General features: G+C 71.8%; 16 protein-coding genes. 4 read left to right on the forward strand and 12 right to left on the reverse strand.

Going from position 1 to position 18,160, the window contains the following annotated elements; genetic code table 11:
• From acnA to dut, 4 genes are all read right to left on the reverse strand, one after another.
• The coding region (acnA, locus tag ACFE67_RS07560; RefSeq protein WP_375406260.1) for an aconitate hydratase AcnA at nucleotides 1-2,333 on the reverse strand (2,333 nt) is incomplete at its 3' end.
• 75 nt (nucleotides 2,334-2,408) lie between these two features.
• Complete coding sequence (locus ACFE67_RS07565; RefSeq protein ID WP_375406261.1) at nucleotides 2,409-3,110, reverse strand: DUF3159 domain-containing protein; 702 nt, start codon at nucleotides 3,108-3,110, stop codon at nucleotides 2,409-2,411.
• Nucleotides 3,107-3,742 (reverse strand): DUF3710 domain-containing protein, encoded by a 636-nt coding sequence (locus tag ACFE67_RS07570; RefSeq protein WP_375406262.1) that lies wholly within the window; start codon nucleotides 3,740-3,742, stop codon nucleotides 3,107-3,109. The genes ACFE67_RS07565 and ACFE67_RS07570 overlap by 4 nt, the downstream gene beginning before the upstream one ends.
• A complete protein-coding gene (gene dut, locus ACFE67_RS07575) occupies nucleotides 3,739-4,242 on the reverse strand; it encodes a dUTP diphosphatase (RefSeq protein ID WP_375406275.1) in 504 nt (167 codons plus the stop codon). Before dut ends, ACFE67_RS07570 begins: the two co-directional genes overlap by 4 nt.
• A 57-nt stretch (nucleotides 4,243-4,299) precedes the next feature.
• On the opposite strand from dut, the gene ACFE67_RS07580 reads away from it, so the two are divergent.
• On the forward strand, nucleotides 4,300-4,752 hold the full coding sequence (locus ACFE67_RS07580; protein WP_375406263.1) for a DUF3093 domain-containing protein: 453 nt from the start codon (nucleotides 4,300-4,302) through the stop codon (nucleotides 4,750-4,752).
• A gap of 39 nt (nucleotides 4,753-4,791) precedes the next feature.
• Here ACFE67_RS07580 and ACFE67_RS07585 read toward each other — a convergent pair whose 3' ends face one another.
• Nucleotides 4,792-5,085 (reverse strand): DUF4193 domain-containing protein, encoded by a 294-nt coding sequence (locus ACFE67_RS07585; protein ID WP_375406264.1) that lies wholly within the window; start codon nucleotides 5,083-5,085, stop codon nucleotides 4,792-4,794.
• A gap of 249 nt (nucleotides 5,086-5,334) precedes the next feature.
• Here ACFE67_RS07585 and sepH point away from each other — a divergent pair, with 249 nt between their 5' ends.
• Nucleotides 5,335-6,585 carry a septation protein SepH gene (sepH, locus tag ACFE67_RS07590; protein WP_375406265.1) on the forward strand — a complete coding sequence of 417 codons (1,251 nt, stop codon included), beginning with the start codon at nucleotides 5,335-5,337 and terminating at the stop codon, nucleotides 6,583-6,585.
• A 21-nt stretch (nucleotides 6,586-6,606) separates the two neighbouring features.
• On the opposite strand, the gene ACFE67_RS07595 is transcribed toward sepH, so the two are convergent.
• A complete protein-coding gene (locus tag ACFE67_RS07595; RefSeq protein WP_375406266.1) occupies nucleotides 6,607-7,677 on the reverse strand; it encodes an alkaline phosphatase family protein in 1,071 nt (356 codons plus the stop codon).
• 151 nt (nucleotides 7,678-7,828) lie between these two features.
• Here ACFE67_RS07595 and ACFE67_RS07600 point away from each other — a divergent pair, with 151 nt between their 5' ends.
• Nucleotides 7,829-10,258, forward strand: coding sequence for a DNA topoisomerase (ATP-hydrolyzing) subunit A (locus ACFE67_RS07600; protein ID WP_375406267.1), 2,430 nt, complete (start codon nucleotides 7,829-7,831; stop codon nucleotides 10,256-10,258).
• 39 nt (nucleotides 10,259-10,297) lie between these two features.
• Here ACFE67_RS07600 and ACFE67_RS07605 read toward each other — a convergent pair whose 3' ends face one another.
• A complete protein-coding gene (locus ACFE67_RS07605) occupies nucleotides 10,298-12,391 on the reverse strand; it encodes a type IIA DNA topoisomerase subunit B (protein ID WP_375406268.1) in 2,094 nt (697 codons plus the stop codon).
• A 205-nt stretch (nucleotides 12,392-12,596) separates the two neighbouring features.
• On the opposite strand from ACFE67_RS07605, the gene ACFE67_RS07610 reads away from it, so the two are divergent.
• Nucleotides 12,597-12,830 (forward strand): hypothetical protein, encoded by a 234-nt coding sequence (locus tag ACFE67_RS07610; RefSeq protein ID WP_375406269.1) that lies wholly within the window; start codon nucleotides 12,597-12,599, stop codon nucleotides 12,828-12,830.
• 109 nt (nucleotides 12,831-12,939) lie between these two features.
• Here ACFE67_RS07610 and ACFE67_RS07615 read toward each other — a convergent pair whose 3' ends face one another.
• From ACFE67_RS07615 to ACFE67_RS07635, 5 genes are all read right to left on the reverse strand, one after another.
• Nucleotides 12,940-13,635 carry a glutamine amidotransferase gene (locus tag ACFE67_RS07615; RefSeq protein ID WP_375406270.1) on the reverse strand — a complete coding sequence of 232 codons (696 nt, stop codon included), beginning with the start codon at nucleotides 13,633-13,635 and terminating at the stop codon, nucleotides 12,940-12,942.
• On the reverse strand, nucleotides 13,632-14,783 hold the full coding sequence (locus ACFE67_RS07620; RefSeq protein ID WP_375406271.1) for a Mur ligase family protein: 1,152 nt from the start codon (nucleotides 14,781-14,783) through the stop codon (nucleotides 13,632-13,634). Before ACFE67_RS07620 ends, ACFE67_RS07615 begins: the two co-directional genes overlap by 4 nt.
• Nucleotides 14,784-14,881: 98 nt before the next feature.
• On the reverse strand, nucleotides 14,882-16,306 hold the full coding sequence (locus ACFE67_RS07625; protein WP_375406272.1) for an RNA polymerase sigma factor: 1,425 nt from the start codon (nucleotides 16,304-16,306) through the stop codon (nucleotides 14,882-14,884).
• 49 nt (nucleotides 16,307-16,355) lie between these two features.
• Nucleotides 16,356-17,696 carry a nitrate/nitrite transporter gene (locus tag ACFE67_RS07630; protein WP_375406273.1) on the reverse strand — a complete coding sequence of 447 codons (1,341 nt, stop codon included), beginning with the start codon at nucleotides 17,694-17,696 and terminating at the stop codon, nucleotides 16,356-16,358.
• A partial coding sequence (locus ACFE67_RS07635) for a PAC2 family protein (protein WP_375406274.1) occupies nucleotides 17,696-18,160 on the reverse strand: 465 nt, incomplete at its 5' end. The genes ACFE67_RS07630 and ACFE67_RS07635, both read right to left, overlap by 1 nt.

Below are 18,160 nucleotides of genomic sequence, written 5' to 3' on the forward strand. Positions count from 1 at the left end.
GTGTAGCCCCCCTCCACTCCGTCCACGAGCCGGTTCCGCAGCCGGATGTTGGCGAACGTGCCTCGGATCATCACCTCGTGGTTGCCGCGACGGGAGCCGTAGGAGTTGAAGTCCAGGCGGTCGACGCCGTGCTCGATCAGGTAGCGGCCGGCAGGGCTGTCGCCCTTGATCGATCCGGCCGGGCTGATGTGGTCCGTCGTCACGGAGTCGCCCAGCGTGGCGAGGACCCGCGCTCCGGACACGTCGACGACCGGGCTGGTCTCGAGCGTCATGCCGTCGAAGTACGGGGGCTTCCGCACGTAGGTGGACGTGTCGCTCCACTCGAAGGTCGCGCCGGTCGGCGTGGGCAGGTTCTGCCAGCGCTCGTCGCCGTCGAAGACGCCCGCGTACTCGTGGTCGAACATGTCCGTCGAGATCGAGGAGTCGATCGTGGCCTGCACCTCGTCGGCGTCGGGCCAGATGTCCTTGAGGAAGACGTCGTTGCCCTCCAGGTCGAGGCCGAGGGGGTCGGTCTCGAAGTCGAAGTTCATCGTGCCGGCGAGTGCGTAGGCGATGACGAGCGGCGGCGACGCGAGGTAGTTCATCTTCACGTCGGGGTTGATCCGGCCCTCGAAGTTGCGGTTGCCGGACAGCACCGCGGTCACCGCGAGGTCGCTGCTCTGCACCGCTTCGGAGATCTTCTCGTCGAGCGGGCCGCTGTTGCCGATGCAGGTCGTGCAGCCGTAGCCGACCAGGTAGAACCCGAGATCCTCCAGCGAGCCCATCAGGCCCGCCTTCTCGTAGTAGTCCGTGACGACCTTCGAGCCCGGTGCGAGCGTGGTCTTCACCCACGGCTTGGCCTTCAGGCCCTTCTCGCTCGCCTTCTTGGCGAGCAGGCCGGCCGCCAGCATCACGGACGGGTTGGAGGTGTTGGTGCAGGACGTGATCGCCGCGATCGCGACGGCGCCGTGGTCGATCGTGAAGTCGCCGGCGACCGTGCGCACCGGGGTCGGCTTCGAGACCGAGGGCGCATGCGCGACGTGCGTGGCGACGTGACGGTGCTCGTGCGCCGTGTCCTCGTCCTGCGCCGTCAGCCCGATCGGGTCGGAGGCGGGGAACGTGCCCTCCACGGCCACGTCGACGAGCGATCGGTCCTCGCCCTGGGCGTAGTCGTCGAGGTCCGTCGCGAACTGCGCCTTCGCGAGGGAGAGCTCGATGCGGTCCTGCGGGCGGCGCGGACCGGCGATCGACGGGACGACGGTCGACAGGTCGAGCTCGAGGTACTCGGAGTACGCCGGCTCCTTCGACGCGTCGTGCCAGAGCGACTGGCGCTTCGCGTACGCCTCCACGAGCGCGACCTGCTCGGCGGAGCGGCCGGTGAGGCGGAGGTAGTCCAGCGTCACGTCGTCGATGGGGAACATCGCCGCAGTCGAGCCGAACTCGGGGCTCATGTTGCCGATGGTCGCCCGGTTCGCGAGCGGCACGGCGCCGACGCCCTCGCCGTAGAACTCGACGAACTTGCCGACGACACCGTGCTTCCGCAGCTGCTGGGTGATGGTCAGCACGACGTCGGTCGCGGTGACCCCGGTCGGGATCGCGCCGGAGAGCTTGAACCCGACGACCTTGGGGATCAGCATCGACACGGGCTGGCCGAGCATCGCGGCCTCCGCCTCGATGCCGCCGACGCCCCAGCCCAGCACGCCGAGCCCGTTCACCATCGTGGTGTGGGAGTCGGTGCCCACGAGCGTGTCGGGGTACGCCTGCTCGACGCCACCCAGCACACGGGTGTAGGTGACCCGGGCGAGGTGCTCGATGTTGACCTGGTGCACGATGCCGGTGCCGGGCGGGACGACCTTGAAGTCGTCGAACGCCGTCTGGCCCCAGCGGAGGAACTGGTAGCGCTCGCCGTTGCGCTCGTACTCGATCTCGACGTTGCGCTCGAACGCGTTCTCGGTGCCGAACAGGTCCGCGATCACCGAGTGGTCGATGACGAGCTCCGCGGGTGCGAGCGGGTTGACCTTCTTCGGGTCGCCACCGAGATCGGCGACCGCCTCCCGCATCGTGGCGAGGTCGACGATGCAGGGCACCCCGGTGAAGTCCTGCATCACGACCCGGGCCGGCGTGAACTGGATCTCCGTGTCGGGCTCCGCCTGCGGCTGCCACGAGCCGAGCGCGCGGATCTGGTCGGCGGTGACGTTCGCGCCGTCCTCGGTGCGGAGCAGGTTCTCGAGCAGCACCTTCAGGCTGAAGGGCAGCCTGTCGTACCCCTCCACGGCGTCGACGGCGAAGATCTCGTAGGTCTTCCCGCCCACGGTCAGGTCGGTCCTGGCACCGAAACTGTCCACTGCGGCCATGTCGCTCCTCACACCCGTCGGGTCGCGACAAGCAGCCGCGACGCCTCCTGCACGATACCCGGCCGGGGCTCCGTCTCAGGCGGCCTGACGGCGTCGCAGCGCCTGCACGACGAGCACCGTCACGACGAGCACGATCGAGTAGAGCGGCAGGCCGAGCACGATCCGGGCGATGCCGAGCTCGACGACCTTGTCGCCGGCGAGGTACAGCGGCACCTCGACCGCGAGCCGGACCGTGAACAGCAGCACCCACAGCAGGCTCAGCCAGGTCGCTGCGCGGCGCAGGGCCGCGCTGCTGCCCCAGCCGGCGTCGGACAGGAGCAGACCGGTGACGACGCCGACGAGCGGCCGCCGGACGAGCACGGACACCAGGAAGGCGAGGCCGTACCCGGCGTTGATGAAGAAGCCGGGCAGGTAGTTCGCGTTCGCATCGCCGGTGACCAGCACCAGGACCGCGGACACCGCGACCAGGGCGGCGCCGCTGATCGCCCCGCCGGGCTTCTGGCGGCGCACGAGCCGCAGGAGCACGAACAGCGCCGCGAGCACGAGCGGCACGACCGCGATCGGGATCAGCGCCGGCCGGTCGACGGGGACGGGCGCCTGCCGGATCGCGACGACCTGGTAGTAGACGACGAAGACGAGCGGCGGCAGGACGCTCTCGACGATGCCGAGCGGACCCCCGATCGCGTCGACGATCCCGCGCCCGGTCAGCGGGCTGTCATCGGCCGCGCGGGCGAGGCCCGACCGCTGCTCCTCGGGATCCTGCCGGTCGCCCGTCACGCGCCGAGCCGCGGACGCGGGGCAGGACCCGGGTCGCCCTCAGCACCGTCCGGCATGTGGAGGGGGATCAGGTCGCGGGGCGGCATCGGCGCCGAGCCGCGCACGACGACGACGCTGCGGAAGAGCTCCTCCATCGCCGCGCCGACCTGCGGATCGAGGGCGCCGTCGCCGGAGATCACCCCGCGGAGGAACCAGCGCGGACCGTCGACACCGATGAATCGCGCGATGCGCGTCTCGGGCGCCTGGCCGGGCGCCGACTGAGCGGGGATCTGCGCGAGCAGCTCGGGCCCGAGCCCACCGTCGACCACACGGGTCGTGCCACCCTGCGACTGGATCTGCTGCTCGATCTGCTCCCGGATCTCATGCCACAGCCCGCTGGACCGCGGCGCGGCGAACGGCTGCACCTGCAGGCTCGAGTTCGCGAAGTCGAGCCCGACCGCGACCACGCGGCCCGTGCCCTCCTCGACCTCGAGCCGGAGGCCGAGGCCCTCCCGCGGCGGGATCTTCACCCCGCCCAGGTCGACGTAGGGCCTGACGGCGTTCGCCTCCTGAACGTCGAGCGGCCCGTTGTACTCCCGATCGACCGGGGCCGACTTGGGCCTCGGTTCGGGCGCGTCCACCTCGTCGGTCATTGCGCCTCCATTCCTGCGGTCGGCTGCTCGCCACCCGGCTGTCTCATCGGCTCGTCGCCGCTCGGCCGTCCTGCCGGGTGCTCGCCGCGCCCGGTCGATCCGAACCCCCGCTCCGCACGCTGGCTTCCCGGCAGACGGACGACGGGGACGAACCGCACCTCGGGCAGCGGCAGCACGAGCAGCTGCGCGATCCGGTCGCCGACCGCGACATCGTACGAGGTGACGGCGTCGGTGTTCAGGAGGGTGACCCGGATCTCGCCGCGATAGCCGGCATCGATCAGGCCCGGTGCGTTGACGATCGTGATGCCGTGCTTCGCGGCCAGGCCGCTCCGCGGCAGCACCAGCGCCGCAGTGCCTGCCGGGAGCGCGATGCGCAGCCCCGTCCCGACGGTCGCGCGCGCCTGCGGCAGGAGGGTCACGGCCTCGGCCGCTCGCAGGTCCGCTGCGGCGTCGCCGGGGATCGCCCGCTCCGGTTCCGGACCATCGACGAGCACCTCGATCACGGGGGCCGAGGCTAACGGAGCAGGACCCGGGTACGTCTGGTGTGGAATGGGCGGGTGCAGCGCTTCCGCGAACGCCTCGTCCCCGGCGTGGGCACCCTGGTCGCGGTGCTCCTCCTACTGCCGGCGATCTTCGTCGTCCTGCTGCCGCTGTCACCGACGGCAGCGGTGTTCGCGTCCATCGGCGCCACGATCGCGGTCGAGCTGCTGCTGTTCGCGCTGGCACCGGTCGTCGCCGTCGTCGACGGCGTGCTGGTCGCCGGATCGGCCAGGATCCCCGTCTCCCTCACCGGCGACACCGCGGCGTACCGCTCGACGGACGCGGTCCATGCCCGCGGGCCGGGCCTCGACGCCCGCGCGTTCACGCTCTTCCGCGGGTGGGTCGACCCGGTCGTGCGCATCGACCTGACGGACCCGGACGACCCTGCGCCGTACTGGCTCGTCTCCACCCGCCGGCCGGAGGAGCTGCGCGTGGCCCTGGCTGCTGAACGCAGCGCGACCACCGCCTGACCCGCTCGCGAAGCGGCCGCTACCGGCGCGGCGACGGGCTCACGCCTCGCACTCGCGGCAGATGGGTCCGAGCTTCGTGTCGTGGTCGAGCTGCGAGCGGTGCTTCACCAGGAAGCAGTTCACGCAGGTGAACTCGTCCGCCTGGGGCGGGAGCACCACGACGTCGAGGTCGAGGTCCGAGAGGTCCGCGCCGGGCAGCTCGAATCCACCCGGGTTGTCCGCGTCGTCCACGTCCACGACGCCCGACATCTTGTCCGGCACGCGCTCCTTCAGCGCCTCGATCGAGTCGGAGTCGTCATCCGTCTTACGGGGTGCGTCGTAGTCGGTGGCCATTGAAGATCCGTGCCTCTCTGAAGCGTCGCGCTCGCTGTTCACCCGGGGGTCTCGGGCGGAAAGCGGCGACAGTATGCACGAGGCGGCATGCGGATGCAAACGCCTCGCCGTGGCCGCTGATCGGTGGCCGCAGGCCGCTCAACATCCGGGACGCGCCCGCTATTTCCGGGGCGGTGGCCGGATCGCATGTCATCCTCATCGGCACCGGGTGGATCCACCATCGCCGGGCACCGCAGAACCAGGAGCCGCATGCAGACGCTGAGCGTGCTGGCGGTCGAGGACGGCGTGATCATCGTCGCCTCCGCGGCCGGTGAGCGCTTCCGGCTGCCGCTCGACGCGGCTCTCCGAGCACGCATCGCGAGCCCCTCCGCCGCCTCCGCGTCGGAGAAGCGGCTGTCCCCTCGCGAGATCCAGGCGCACGTCCGATCAGGGCTGACCGCCGACCAGGTCGCGGCGATGACCGGCGTGCCGGTCGCCTTCATCGAGCGGTTCGTCGGCCCCGTCCTCGCCGAGCGCGCCTACATCGTCGAATCCGCGCTCGCGGTCCGTCTCCCTCCCGAGACGGAGGGGGCCCGGTCCCGGACCTTCGGCGCCGTCATGGGCGAGCGGCTCGATGCGCTCGCCGCGAAGGACGTGCGCTGGACGAGCGCGAAGGAGCCGTCGGGCTGGGTCCTGGCCGTCGCCTTCACCGCGGACGACCTGCAGCACTCCGCGCGCTGGCGGTTCGACGCGAAGCACATGCGGCTCGACGCCGACAACGTGGAGGCGTCCACGCTGTCGCAGCAGGGCGTCCCGGCTGCGCTCACACCGCGGCTGCGCGCGATCGAACCGACCGCACCCGTCACCGTCATCACACCCGAGGCGGCAGCAGCAGCCCCCGAGCCGCCGAGGACCCCGCCGCTCGCGCCGCCGCACGGCGCCAGGGTCGCGCCGGTGCCGCCGGCCGAGCCCGACCGCAGCCGGTTCGACAGCGCCGTGTTCCGGTTCCCCGCCGCCGACCTCGCGCCGCGCACGCAGGAGGCGCCGACGGCGCCCGCCCCGCCGACCACTGCCGAACGGACCCTGCCGACGACCGACCAGCTCGCCCAGCTGCAGCGCCGTCGCGGCGAGCGGCAGCCGGCCCCGGCGCCCGATGCGGACACTGGCCCGCTGACGGTCACGAGGGCGATGGAGGTCGCCCCGCCCGGCGACGTGTTCGCCAGGCGACCTGTGGAGGAGCGTCGCGAGCCGGCCGCACGCCGGGACTCCGCATCCGTGCACCAGCTGCCGGTGCGTCGACCCGTCGAGCCGCTCGACGACCCTCCGCCGGAGCCGGTTCGCCGTCGCCGGGATCGCGTTCGGCCGGGCCGCGAGCCCGGTGAACCCGCCGACACCCGTCCTGCGCCGGTCGTCGAGGCGGAGGAGGCCGTCGAGGTACGGCCGCAGCCGGTGCGCCCGCGCCGCGGCAGGACATCGATGCCGAGCTGGGACGAGATCGTCTTCGGTCGCGACGAGCCCTGACCCCGCCGCGTCGAGCCTTGCTCAGCCGTCGAAGCGGACCAGCGGCACGAACCGTTCAGCGGTCGTCCACGCACCGTGCTGGCCGACCATCCCGCGGCCCGGCGCGTCTGCGGTCGCGTAGCACGCCGCTCGCCCGCGCGCGGCGACCAGCAGGTCGCCGATCCTCGCCCGCACCGCCGGCTCGGTCACGCCGAACCAGCCCGCCCGGATCGCCGCATCCCGGGTGAGCACGTCCGCTGCGGACCCGACGGCCTCCGCCCAGCGCGTCGCCTCCGCCTCCGGATCCGCGTCCGGCACCAGGTGCACGTGGAGGAGCCGGGGCTCCCCCGCGAGCCGTCGCACCCCGGTCAGCAGGCCGAGGTCGTCGAGCAGGAGGTGCGCCGACGACGGGACGTCGACCATGCCGTGGTCGGCGGTCGAGAGCAGGGACTCGCCGCTCCTGAGGCCCTGCGCGGTGTCGCGGACGGCGCCGTCGACGCGCTCGAGCAGGTCGGTCCAGCCGGGCGAGTTCCAGCCGTCGCGGTGCGCCGCCACGTCGAGCTCGGGCACATAGCAGTAGGCGATCCCCCTGCCGGCGGCGCGGAGACCCTCGACCGCGGCCTCCAGGCGCTCCTCGATCGAGCGCGCGCCGACGTAGCGGGCTCCTCGCAGCACCTCCCGGGTGAACCCGGACGCCGCGTAGTGCCGAGGGCCGACTGCCAGCGCCGCGACGCCCTCGTCGACCGCGCGTTCGAAGACGGTCGACGAGCGCTGCCAGCCGTCGGGCAGGTCGGCATCGAAGCCTCGCAGCTGATTGATCACCCGGTCGGAGACCGGCTCCAGGGCGGCGTAGGAGACGATCCCGTGGGTGCCGGCGTCCGTCCCGGTCGTGAGCGTGGTCAGCGCGGCCGCGGTGGTCGTCGGGCTCGCCGTGCGGATCCGCCTGCGCGTCGATCCCGCGAGGGTCCTGGCGTGGCCGGCGCGTGCGGTCAGGGACTCGTCACCGAGCCCGTCGACGACCAGCACGACGACGCGCCGCCGCGCCGCGAGCCCGAGCGGGTTCGGCCGGCCCTGCACCGCGTCGAGCGCGGAGGAGAGCACGTCACGGAGCACGGGCGCACCGCTCGCTACCATTGGGCCACGGTCAGGCAGTGTGCCAGTCGGGCGCACGTGCGCCGCTCGCGGGGGCGGTGATCGGCTTCACGTCTGCGGTGCGCCTCCACGCCACCCTGCCCGGGACGCGCCCGCGGATTGGACCTTTGGCATGAGCAGCACCCAGCCGAACCTCGCCGGCGAGCGCATCGAGGACGTCGACGTCTCGAGCGAGATGCAGGGCTCGTTCCTCGAGTACGCGTACTCGGTCATCTACTCGCGCGCCCTGCCCGACGCCCGCGACGGGTTGAAACCGGTGCAGCGCCGGATCCTGTACCAGATGGCCGACATGGGCCTCCGTCCCGACCGCGGCCATGTGAAGTGCGCGCGGGTCGTCGGCGACGTGATGGGCAAGCTGCACCCGCACGGCGACAGCGCGATCTACGACGCCCTCGTGCGGATGGCCCAGCCGTTCTCGATGCGGCTGCCGCTGCTCGACGGGCACGGCAACTTCGGTTCGCTCGACGACGGACCGGCCGCCTACCGGTACACGGAGGTGCGGCTCGCCCCGGCCGCGATGGCGATGGTCGCGGACCTCGACGAGGACGTCGTGGACTTCGTGCCGAACTTCGACGCGCAGCTCGACCAGCCCGACGTACTGCCGGCCAGCTTCCCGAACCTGATGGTGAACGGCGCGGCCGGCATCGCGGTCGGCATGGCGACGAACATGGCGCCGCACAACCTCATCGAGGTCGTCGCCGGCGTCCGGCACCTGATCGACCACCCGGACGCGACGCTCGACGACATCATGCGGTTCGTCCCCGGCCCCGATCTGCCCTCCGGCGGCACGATCGTCGGGCTGGCCGGCATCCGCGACGCCTACGCGACCGGGCGCGGCGCCTTCAAGACCAGGGCGAAGGTGCAGGTCGAGCCGGTGACAGCGCGGAAGGCGGGCCTGGTCGTGACCGAGCTGCCCTACCTCGTCGGTCCCGAGCGGGTGATCGAGAAGATCAAGGACGGCGTGCAGGCGAAGAAGCTCGCCGGCATCGCGAACGTCAGCGACCACTCCGACCAGCACAACCTGATGCGGCTCGTCATCGAGATCAAGACGGGGTTCGACCCGATGGCGGTGCTGGAGCAGCTGTACCGCTACACGCCCCTGGAGGACTCGTTCAGCATCAACAACGTCGCGCTGGTCGACGGCGGCCCTCGCACGCTCGGCCTGCTCGATCTGATGCGGGTGTACATCGAGCACCGCATCGACGTCGTCACCCGCCGCACCCGGTACCGGCTGACCCGCCGCGAGGAGCGGCTGCACCTCGTCGAGGGCCTGCTGATCGCGATCCTCGACATCGACCGCGTCATCGCGATCATCCGCGGCAGCGACGACAGCGACGCCGCCCGCACGGGGCTGATGACGGCGTTCACCCTCAGCCAGGCCCAGGCCGACTACATCCTCGAGCTGCGGCTGCGGCGACTCACCCGGTTCTCGACGATCGAGCTGGAGTCCGAGGCACAGCAGCTGCGCGACGAGATCGAGGCGCTGCGCGCCCTGCTCGCCGAGCCGTCCCGCCTCCGCCAGGTCGTGTCCGACGAGCTCGGGCAGGCGTCGGAGCTGTTCGGCACGCCGCGCCGCACGCTGCTGACGGAGGCGGCCGTCCTGCCGCCGAAGTCCTCCAAAGCCGCGCCGGACCTGCAGATCCAGGACGTCGCCTGCCGCGTGCTGCTGTCGACCAGCGGGCGAGCGGTCCGCGTCGACCTGCCGGAGGGCGGCACGATCGAGCGCCCGCGCCGCCGGTCGCGCCATGACGCGATCGTCTCGGAGGTGGACGGCACGAGCCGCGGCGAGCTCGGGGCGGTCACGAACCGCGGCCGCCTGATCCGGTTCACGCCGGTCGATCTCCCCGTGGTCCCCGCGGCGTCCGCGCAGCCCGCCGCGGGCACCCCGATCGGCTCCTACCTCGGCCTCGACGCGAAGGAGCGGGTGCTCGCCCTCGTCCGGCTCGACGGCGACCCGATCGCGCTCGGCACCGCCTCCGGGGTCGTGAAGCGCGTGTCGATGGGACCGTGGCCGAACAAGCCGGCGTTCGAGATCGTGTCGCTGAAGGCCGGCGACGAGGTGATCGGCGCCGCCCACTCCTCCGACGACGCGAGCCTCGTGTTCGTCGCGTCGGATGCGCAGCTGCTGCGCTTCCCTGCGGGCGCGGTGCGGCCGCAGGGCGCCGGCGCGGGTGGGATGGCGGGCGTCTCGCTGACCGGAGACGCGAGGGCGATCGTCTTCGCGGTCGCGGACGCGGTGACCGATGTGGTCGCGACCGTGTCGGGCGCCGACGGCACCGTCGAGGGGCTCGACGCCGGCCGAGGCAAGGTCACCGCGCTGATCGACTTCCCCGCGAAGGGCCGTGCGACCGGCGGCGTCCGCGCGCAGACGCTCGGCCGGGGCGAGACCGGCATCCGGGTCGCCTGGGTCGGCCCCTCCCCCGTGCTCGCAGCGGGGCTGGACGGCCTGGTGCGACCGTTCCCGGACGACGCGGTGCGGCGCGACGCCCCCGGCCTCCCCCTGGAGAGCCGGGTAGAAGCCTTCGGCACGGTGCCGCGCTGAGCCCCCGAGACCGGACCTCCCAGCGGATGTCAGAGGCGCTTACGCGTCGATGCGGTCGCGGTTCAGCAGGCTCGAGTTCTGCGTGATGAAGTCCTTGCGCGGCGCGACGTCGTTGCCCATCAGCAGCTCGAACGTCTGCTCCGCCGCGAGCGCGTCGGTCACGCGGACTCGGCGCAGGGTCCGGTGGCGTCGGTCCATCGTGGTGCTGGACAGCTGGTCCGCGTCCATCTCGCCGAGGCCCTTGTAGCGCTGGATCGGCTCCTGCCACCGCTTGCGGTCCTTCCTGAGCTGTGCGAGGACGCCCGTGAGCTCCTGCTCGCTGTAGGTGTAGATCGGATCGGCCTTCTTGTTCCCCAGCACCGTGACGCGGTGCAGCGGCGGCACCGCGGCGAACACGCGACCCTGCTCGACCAGCGGGCGCATGTACCGGAAGAACAGGGTCAGCAGCAGCGTGCGGATGTGCGCGCCGTCGACGTCGGCGTCGCTCATCAGGATGACCTTGCCGTAGCGCGTCGACTCCAGGTCGAAGGTGCGGCCGGAGCCGCCGCCGATCGCGGTGATGATCGCCGCGCACTCGGCGTTGCCGAGCATGTCGCTGATCGACGCCTTCTGGACGTTCAGGATCTTGCCGCGGATCGGCATCAGCGCCTGGTACTCGGCGTTCCTCGCGAGCTTCGCGGTGCCGAGCGCGGAGTCGCCCTCGACGATGAACAGCTCGGTGTCGGCGACGGTGGTGGAGCGGCAGTCCTTGAGCTTCGCCGGCAGCGAGGAGGACTCGAGGGCGTTCTTGCGCCGCTGCGTCTCCTTGTGGGCGCGGGCGGAGATGCGGGTCTTCATCTCGCTGACGACCTTGTCGAGCAGCACGCCGGTCTGCGCCCTGTCGTCCTTCTTCGGGGACTCGAACCGGTCCGTCAGCGCCTTCGAGAGCACGGTCCGCACGATCGCGCGGACGGCAGGGGTGCCGAGGACCTCCTTCGTCTGGCCCTCGAACTGCGGTTCGGGCAGCCGGACGGTCAGCACCGCGGTGAGCCCGGCGAGCACGTCGTCCTTCTCCAGCTTCTCCGTCGCGCCGACCTTCAGCCGGCGTGCGGCCGCATCCACCTGCGTCTTCAGCACCGCGAACAGCCCCGCCTCGAAGCCCTGCGCGTGGGTGCCGCCCTTCGGCGTGGTGATGATGTTCACGAAGCTGCGGGTGGTCGTCTCGTACCCGGTGCCCCAGCGGAGTGCGATGTCGACCTCGCAGGTGCGCTCGACCTCGGTGGCCTCCATGTGCCCGTTCGCCTGCAGCACGGGGACGGTCTCGGAGAAGGCGCCCGACCCCTGGATGCGCCAGGTGTCGGTCAGCGGCGCGTCGGGGGCGAGGAAGTCGACGAACTCCGAGATGCCGCCGCTGTAGCGGAACGTCTCGACGACCGGCGCCTCGCCGCGCAGGTCCTGCACGGTGATCCCGAGCCCGGGGACGAGGAACGCCGTCTGCCTGGCGCGACCGGTCAGGTCGGCGAGCGAAAACGTGGCGTCGCGGATGAAGATCTGCCGGTCGGCCCAGTAGCGGACGCGGGTGCCGGTGCTGCCCTTCGCCGCCCGGCCGATCGACCGCAGCGTGCTGCCGGAGACGAAGGGCTCGAAGGGCGCGTCCGCGGACGGCCGCTTCGGGTCGGCGTCCGCGAAGACGCCGGGCTCGCCCCGGTGGAAGGACATCGCCCAGGTCTTCCCGCCGCGGTCCACCTCCACGTCGAGGCGCTCCGACAGCGCGTTGACGACCGATGCGCCGACGCCGTGCAGACCGCCGGAGGCCGCGTACGAGCCGGAGCCGAACTTGCCGCCGGCGTGCAGCTTGGTGAACACGACCTCGACACCGGACAGCCCGGTCTTCGGCTCGATGTCGACGGGGATACCGCGTGCGCGGTCGCGCACCTCGACGCTCGAGTCGGGGTGCAGCACCACCTCGATCGTGTCGCCGTGCCCGCCCAGCGCCTCGTCGACGGCGTTGTCGATGATCTCCCACATGCAGTGCATGAGACCGCGGGAGTCCGTCGACCCGATGTACATGCCCGGGCGCTTGCGCACCGCCTCGAGGCCCTCGAGGACGGAGAGGTGTCTCGCGGTGTACGGATTCGCATCGTTCTCAGCCATGTCGTCGCCACGCTAACCGCCGGGTCCGACAGCGAGGCCAGGCCCGCCGCGCAGCGGAGGGACCCTCAGAGCGGGGGTACGCGCACAGCGAACTCGGTGCCGGGGCGACGCACTGCGGAAACATCCACGTGCGACCATTGGACTCCGGCACGGCAAGCGCAGAGCACGCCAGGCACAGAGCACGGCAAGCACAGAGGAGCTCTTCATGACTCGCTCGTCAGATCACAGCAGCCTCGACTCCCTCGAGTCGCAGTTCTCGCTCACCGCGCTCGACCGCTGCGACAGCTGCGGCGCTCAGGCGTACATCCGGGTCCAGCTCGACAGCGGCGAGCTGCTCTTCTGCGCTCACCACGGCAAGAAGTACCAGGAGAAGCTCTCCGGCATCGCGCAGAGCTGGCACGACGAGTCCAGCCGCCTGCTGCAGGAGTCGAAGGCGTAATCCTCCGTCACACTCTTCACGGAGGGCCCGGGTCGCGTTCGCGCCCGGGCCTTCCGTTTTGAAGGAAGTCCTGGCCGCCCTTGCCAGGACTTCCTTCAAAACGGAAGGCTCAGCCCGCGAGGAGCGCCGACCTGATCCGCGCCGCGGCCGCGTCGGCCGCCTCAGCCTCGTCGCCGAGCGGCGTGATGGGCTCGCCGAAGGCCGCGGACAGCACCGCGTCGGCCAGTGCGGGGTTCTTCGCGAGCACCGGGCCGTGCAGGCGGGTGCCGATGATCGAGCCGTGCCGGACGCCGTCGATGCCGCCCCCGTCACCGACGCCCCGCTGCACCGTGCCGAGCGGTGTCACTCCGGCGTCGAGGATCAGTCCGCGGGAGTGGTTCTCGTACCCGACGAGGTCCCCCTCCGCCGACCGCACCACGAGGTCGCCTGTCGCACGCGTACCGAGGGGCGCCGCCTCCGCCGCGACCAGCCCGAGACCGTCCACGCGGCCGCCGGCGAGGCCGATCCCGCGGGTCAGCGCCTCCAGCCCGGTCCCGACCGCGATCAGCGGGACGCCTGCCGCGACCCAGTCGACGAGCTGCGAGCGGAGACCGCTGAGCGCGTCGAGCAGGCGCGGCAGCGTCGGGTCGGTCGTGGATCCGAGCACGACGGCGAGCGGTGTGCTGCTCGGGCGGTCGCCGAGGTGCAGCTGCTCCACGGCGGCCTCCCTCCCGGCCCATTGCGCGCGCCGGACCAGGACGAGGGCGTTCTGCGCGTCGCCGTTGACGTCCGTCAGTTCGGGGAGGAGGGCCAGCACCGTGTTCATGCGACGAGGCCGAGGTGGCTGCGGATCCGACGCATGGCGTCGGCGGTGAACACGATCGTCTTGATCCCGTGCTCCGGCGCCGGCAGTGCGAGGAACCGGTCGAGCGCGACAGCGACGTCGGGCTCGATGCTGCCGATCTCGACGCCCTGGTAGAGCAGCTGCAGCGCGAGCTCGTCGGCCTTCGAACCGGACACGAACAGCGCACGACGGACCCGGGTGGTGTCGACGGGCCAGAAGTAGGAGGGGTCGCGGACGTCGGACCCCATCGCGATCATGATCTGGTCGAGGTCCGGATCGAGCTCGTCGACGTTCAGCTGGAAGCTGGCGGGGTTCTGGACGAGCACGAACTCGACCTCCTGGCCGCGCACGGCGATCACCTCGCCCCGGCCGAACACGGGAGTCATCGCGGCCAGCGCCGCGGTCGCGAGCGCGGGATCGAACGCGGGCCCGAGCAGCTGCGCCGCCGCCGCGAGCGCGCCTGCCGCATCGACGGCGTAGTGGACGCCCTTGGCGGGCAGCTGCACGGAGAGCGCATCGCCGCCCAGCACGATCTCGGCACTCCGCCCCGCGACCGCCGACACGACGACACCGTCGCCGATCCGGGCCCGCGTGGTCTCCGCGTAGCCGAGCCCGCGCGGCGACCGCGACAGCACCTCGTCCGTCACGCCGAACCGCTCGACCCGCGCCGTCGGCTCCAGCCGCGCGAGCAGCGCGTCGTCGCCGTTGATCACGACCGTGCCGGTCGCCCGCGCTGCGATGCGTCCCAGCATCGCCTGGACCTTCTCGGCGTCGTGGAAGCGATCGATCTGATCGGTCATCACGTTGGTGAGCAGCACGAGCCGGGCTCGGAACCGGTCGGACAGCAGGGCCCCGTGGCCCTCGTCCATCTCGAGCACTGCGAGATCGGCGTCGATCCTGCCCGTCAGCGAGGCGCGTTCGAGCAGCGCGGAGGTGAGGCCCTGGCTGATGTTCGCCGTCGACGGGTTCGTGAACACCCGCTTGCCGTGGGCGGTCAGGATCGCGACCAGCATCTTCGTGGTCGTCGACTTGCCGGACGACCCCGAGACGACGACGAGGCCCTCCGGGAAGGAGGCGAGCGCGTCACCCAGGAAGCCGGGCGCGACGCGGTTCACGACGAGACCGGGCACCGCCGAGCCGCCGCCGCGCTTCCTGAGCCGGGCGGCAAGACGAACGCCCCGGCCGAGAAGCACGGCCGGGACGTATCGGGCAGACGATGCGGTCAGCCTCATTCGAGGTAGTCGCGGAGCGACTGCGAGCGGGACGGGTGCCGCAGCTTCGCCATCGTCTTCGACTCGATCTGACGGATCCGCTCGCGGGTCACGCCGAACGTGTCGCCGATCTGGTCGAGCGTCTTCGGCATCCCGTCGCCGAGCCCGAAGCGCATCCGGATCACGCCGGCCTCGCGCTCGGACAGGGAGTCCAGCAGGCTCTCGAGCTGCTTCTGCAGCATCGTGAAGCCCACGGCGTCGGCCGGGACGACCGCCTCGGTGTCCTCGATGAGGTCGCCGAACTCGCTGTCGCCGTCCTCACCGAGCGGGGTGTGGAGGGAGATCGGCTCGCGGCCGTACTTCTGGACCTCGATGACCTTCTCGGGGGTCATGTCGAGCTCGCGGGACAGCTCCTCGGGCGTGGGCTCGCGGCCGAGGTCCTGCAGCATCTGGCGCTGCACGCGCGCGAGCTTGTTGATGACCTCGACCATGTGCACCGGGATGCGGATCGTGCGGGCCTGGTCGGCCATCGCCCGGGTGATCGCCTGGCGGATCCACCACGTGGCGTACGTGGAGAACTTGAAGCCCTTCGTGTAGTCGAACTTCTCGACCGCACGGATCAGGCCCAGGTTGCCCTCCTGGATCAGGTCCAGGAACTGCATGCCCCGGCCGGTGTACCGCTTGGCGAGCGAGACGACGAGGCGGAGGTTCGCGCCCAGCAGGTGGCTCTTCGCGCGCTGCCCGTCACGCGCCACCCACTTCAGCTCGCGGGTGAGCTCCTTGTCGAGCCGGTCACCCTCGGTGGAGAGCTTCTCCTCCGCGAACAGGCCCGCCTCGATCCGCATCGCGAGCTCGACCTCCTCCGCGGCGTTCAGCAGGGCGACCTTGCCGATCTGCTTCAGGTAGTCCTTGACCGGATCCGCCGTGGCGCCGGTGATCGCGGTCGAGTAGACGGGGACCTCGTCCTCGTCGGACATCGAGAGGACGAGCGCGCCGGTCGGCAGGGGCTCGTCCTTCGAGATCGCGACCGGCTCCTCGGTGGCCGGCTCCTCGATCACGGCCTCGGGAGCGTGCTCCTCCGCGGTGTCGTCCTCGACGACCACGACCTCCGGGACGTCGGTGTCGTCGTCGTCGGTGAGGACGACGGGGACGTCGGGCTCGTCATCGTCGCCCGGACCGCTCGCGGTGTCCGGCGGCGCCGCCTTCACGGTCGGCTTCGTCTTCTTCGCCGCCGGCTTGCGGGCGGCGCGCTTCGTCGCGGCGGGCTTGTCGGCGGCGGTCGTCTGCTCGATCTCCTCATCGGAGACGGTTGCGGTCGGTGTGCTCATGTGGGCCCCCTCAGGACGATGCGTCGGTCTCGACGCCGGGCGATGCTGTGCGTGGGTTCTGGTCGCCTCCCCGACGGGCGACTGCGAGCACAACGGCCTCGGGTGCGCCGGCATTCCGAACGCTTCTCAGCTCACGACCCGAGGACCTACAATTGTACACGCTTCAGGGCGTGTCGGAACCACTGTCGCGGGAGCGTCGTGTCGCCGCCCTCGAGCGCACCGCTCCCCAGAGCGTCCCGGCGCGGACGCCCTCGTCGCGCAGCAGGTCGAGGCGGGCGAGTCGCCGCGTGAGCAGGAAGCCGACCGCGCCCCCGCCGACGATCAGGTACTGCACGGAGAACGCCGTCTTGAACGCGGCGAGGGAGTACAGCGGCGCTCCGGTGGCGCCGTGCTGCAGGTCGAGCAGGACCCCGATCAGGAACATCATCGTGAAGCTCGCCGTGAAGCCGCCGACGTTCACGAAGCCGCTGGCGCCGCCGAGGCCCTCCGGCGGGTTGTAGGTCCTCGCGTAGTCGAACCCGATCTGCGAGGCGGGGCCGCCGATGCCGAGCGCGACGACGAGCAGCACGAGCAGCACGAGCGGCGGCCGTCCCGGCCAGAGCAGGACCAGCGTCCACGCCACCCCGATCGCCAGCACGATCGCGATCACGAGGTTCGAGCGGCGGAGGGGGAAGCGCGAGGTCAGGCTGCCGAGCAGCGGGCCGATCAGGAACCCGGGGAGGACCTGCAGCGTGAGCAGCGCCGACGCCTCCGCTCGCGGGAGCCCGACCGCGGACACCAGGAACGGGTAGCCCCAGAGCAGCGCGAACACGACGCCGCTCGACTGCGTCACGAAATGCGCCCAGAACCCGAGCCGGGTGCCCCGCCGCCGCATCGCGGATCGCAACGAGCGGAGGGCGGTGCTCAGGTCGACGGATCCCGTGCGCACGCCGTCCGGCGAGTCGACGACGATCAGGAGCACCACGACGACCGCGACGCCGGAGACGCCCGCCGCGCCGATGAACGCGGCGGTCCAGCCGGACAGCCCGAGGAACACGGCGAACGGGATCGCCGACAGCACCTGGCCGAGCTGGCCGAGGTTGCCCAGCCACTGGCTGAGCACGGGCACCCGGCCGGGCGGGAACCACGCGTTCACGAGCCGGAGGGCGGCGATGAAGGTCGTCGCGTCGCCGGCTCCGACCAGCATCCGCCCCACGACGGCCATCGGCAGCGTGTCCGAGAAGGCGACGGTCACCTGACCGGCGGCCATCACCGCCGCCCCGACCGCGATCACCGCCTTCGGCCCGAACCGGTCCACGAGCACGCCGACGGGGATCTGCAGCACGGCGTAGACGAGCAGCTGCACGACGCCGAGCGTGGAGAGCGCCGCGGCGGACGTGTCGAACCGCCGGGCGGCGACCACGCCGGACACCCCGAGGGTGCTGCGCTGCATCACCGCGCAGAGGTAGGCGACGCCCGCGCCGGCGAACACGAGCCAGGCGCGCACGCCCGGCCGCACCGCCATCACGCCTCGTCGTCGTGGGTGCGCCGGAAGGTCAGGAACTTCTCGAGCTCGGCGGCCAGCTCGTCGGCGCTGGGCACCTCTCCCTCGCCGTCCATCAGCGGAGAGCGCATCGGATTGCCCGCCATGTAGGCGTCGTGCCGCTCCTCGAGCGTGCGGACGAGCCCGGCGAGCTCCTCGTTGGCGCCGACCTGCTCATCCACGCGGGCGAAGAAGTCGCGGGAGCGATCCCGCACCGGATCGACCGTGAACAGCAGACCGGTCGCCGCGGAGACCGCCTCCAGCCCCTTCGAGACCGCGGCGGGCAGCTCGGTGTCGGCCAGGTAGTGCGGGATCAGCAGCACGAACTCCGCGACGTCGCGCCCCAGCTCCGCGAGCCGGAACTCGACGAGGTGCAGCACGTTCGACGGGGCGCGGGTGGTGGGCCGCCACGCGCTCATCGAGTCGATCAGGTCCTGCCTGGTGCC

Source organism: uncultured Amnibacterium sp. (assembly GCF_964244015.1).
Classification (GTDB): domain Bacteria; phylum Actinomycetota; class Actinomycetes; order Actinomycetales; family Microbacteriaceae; genus Amnibacterium.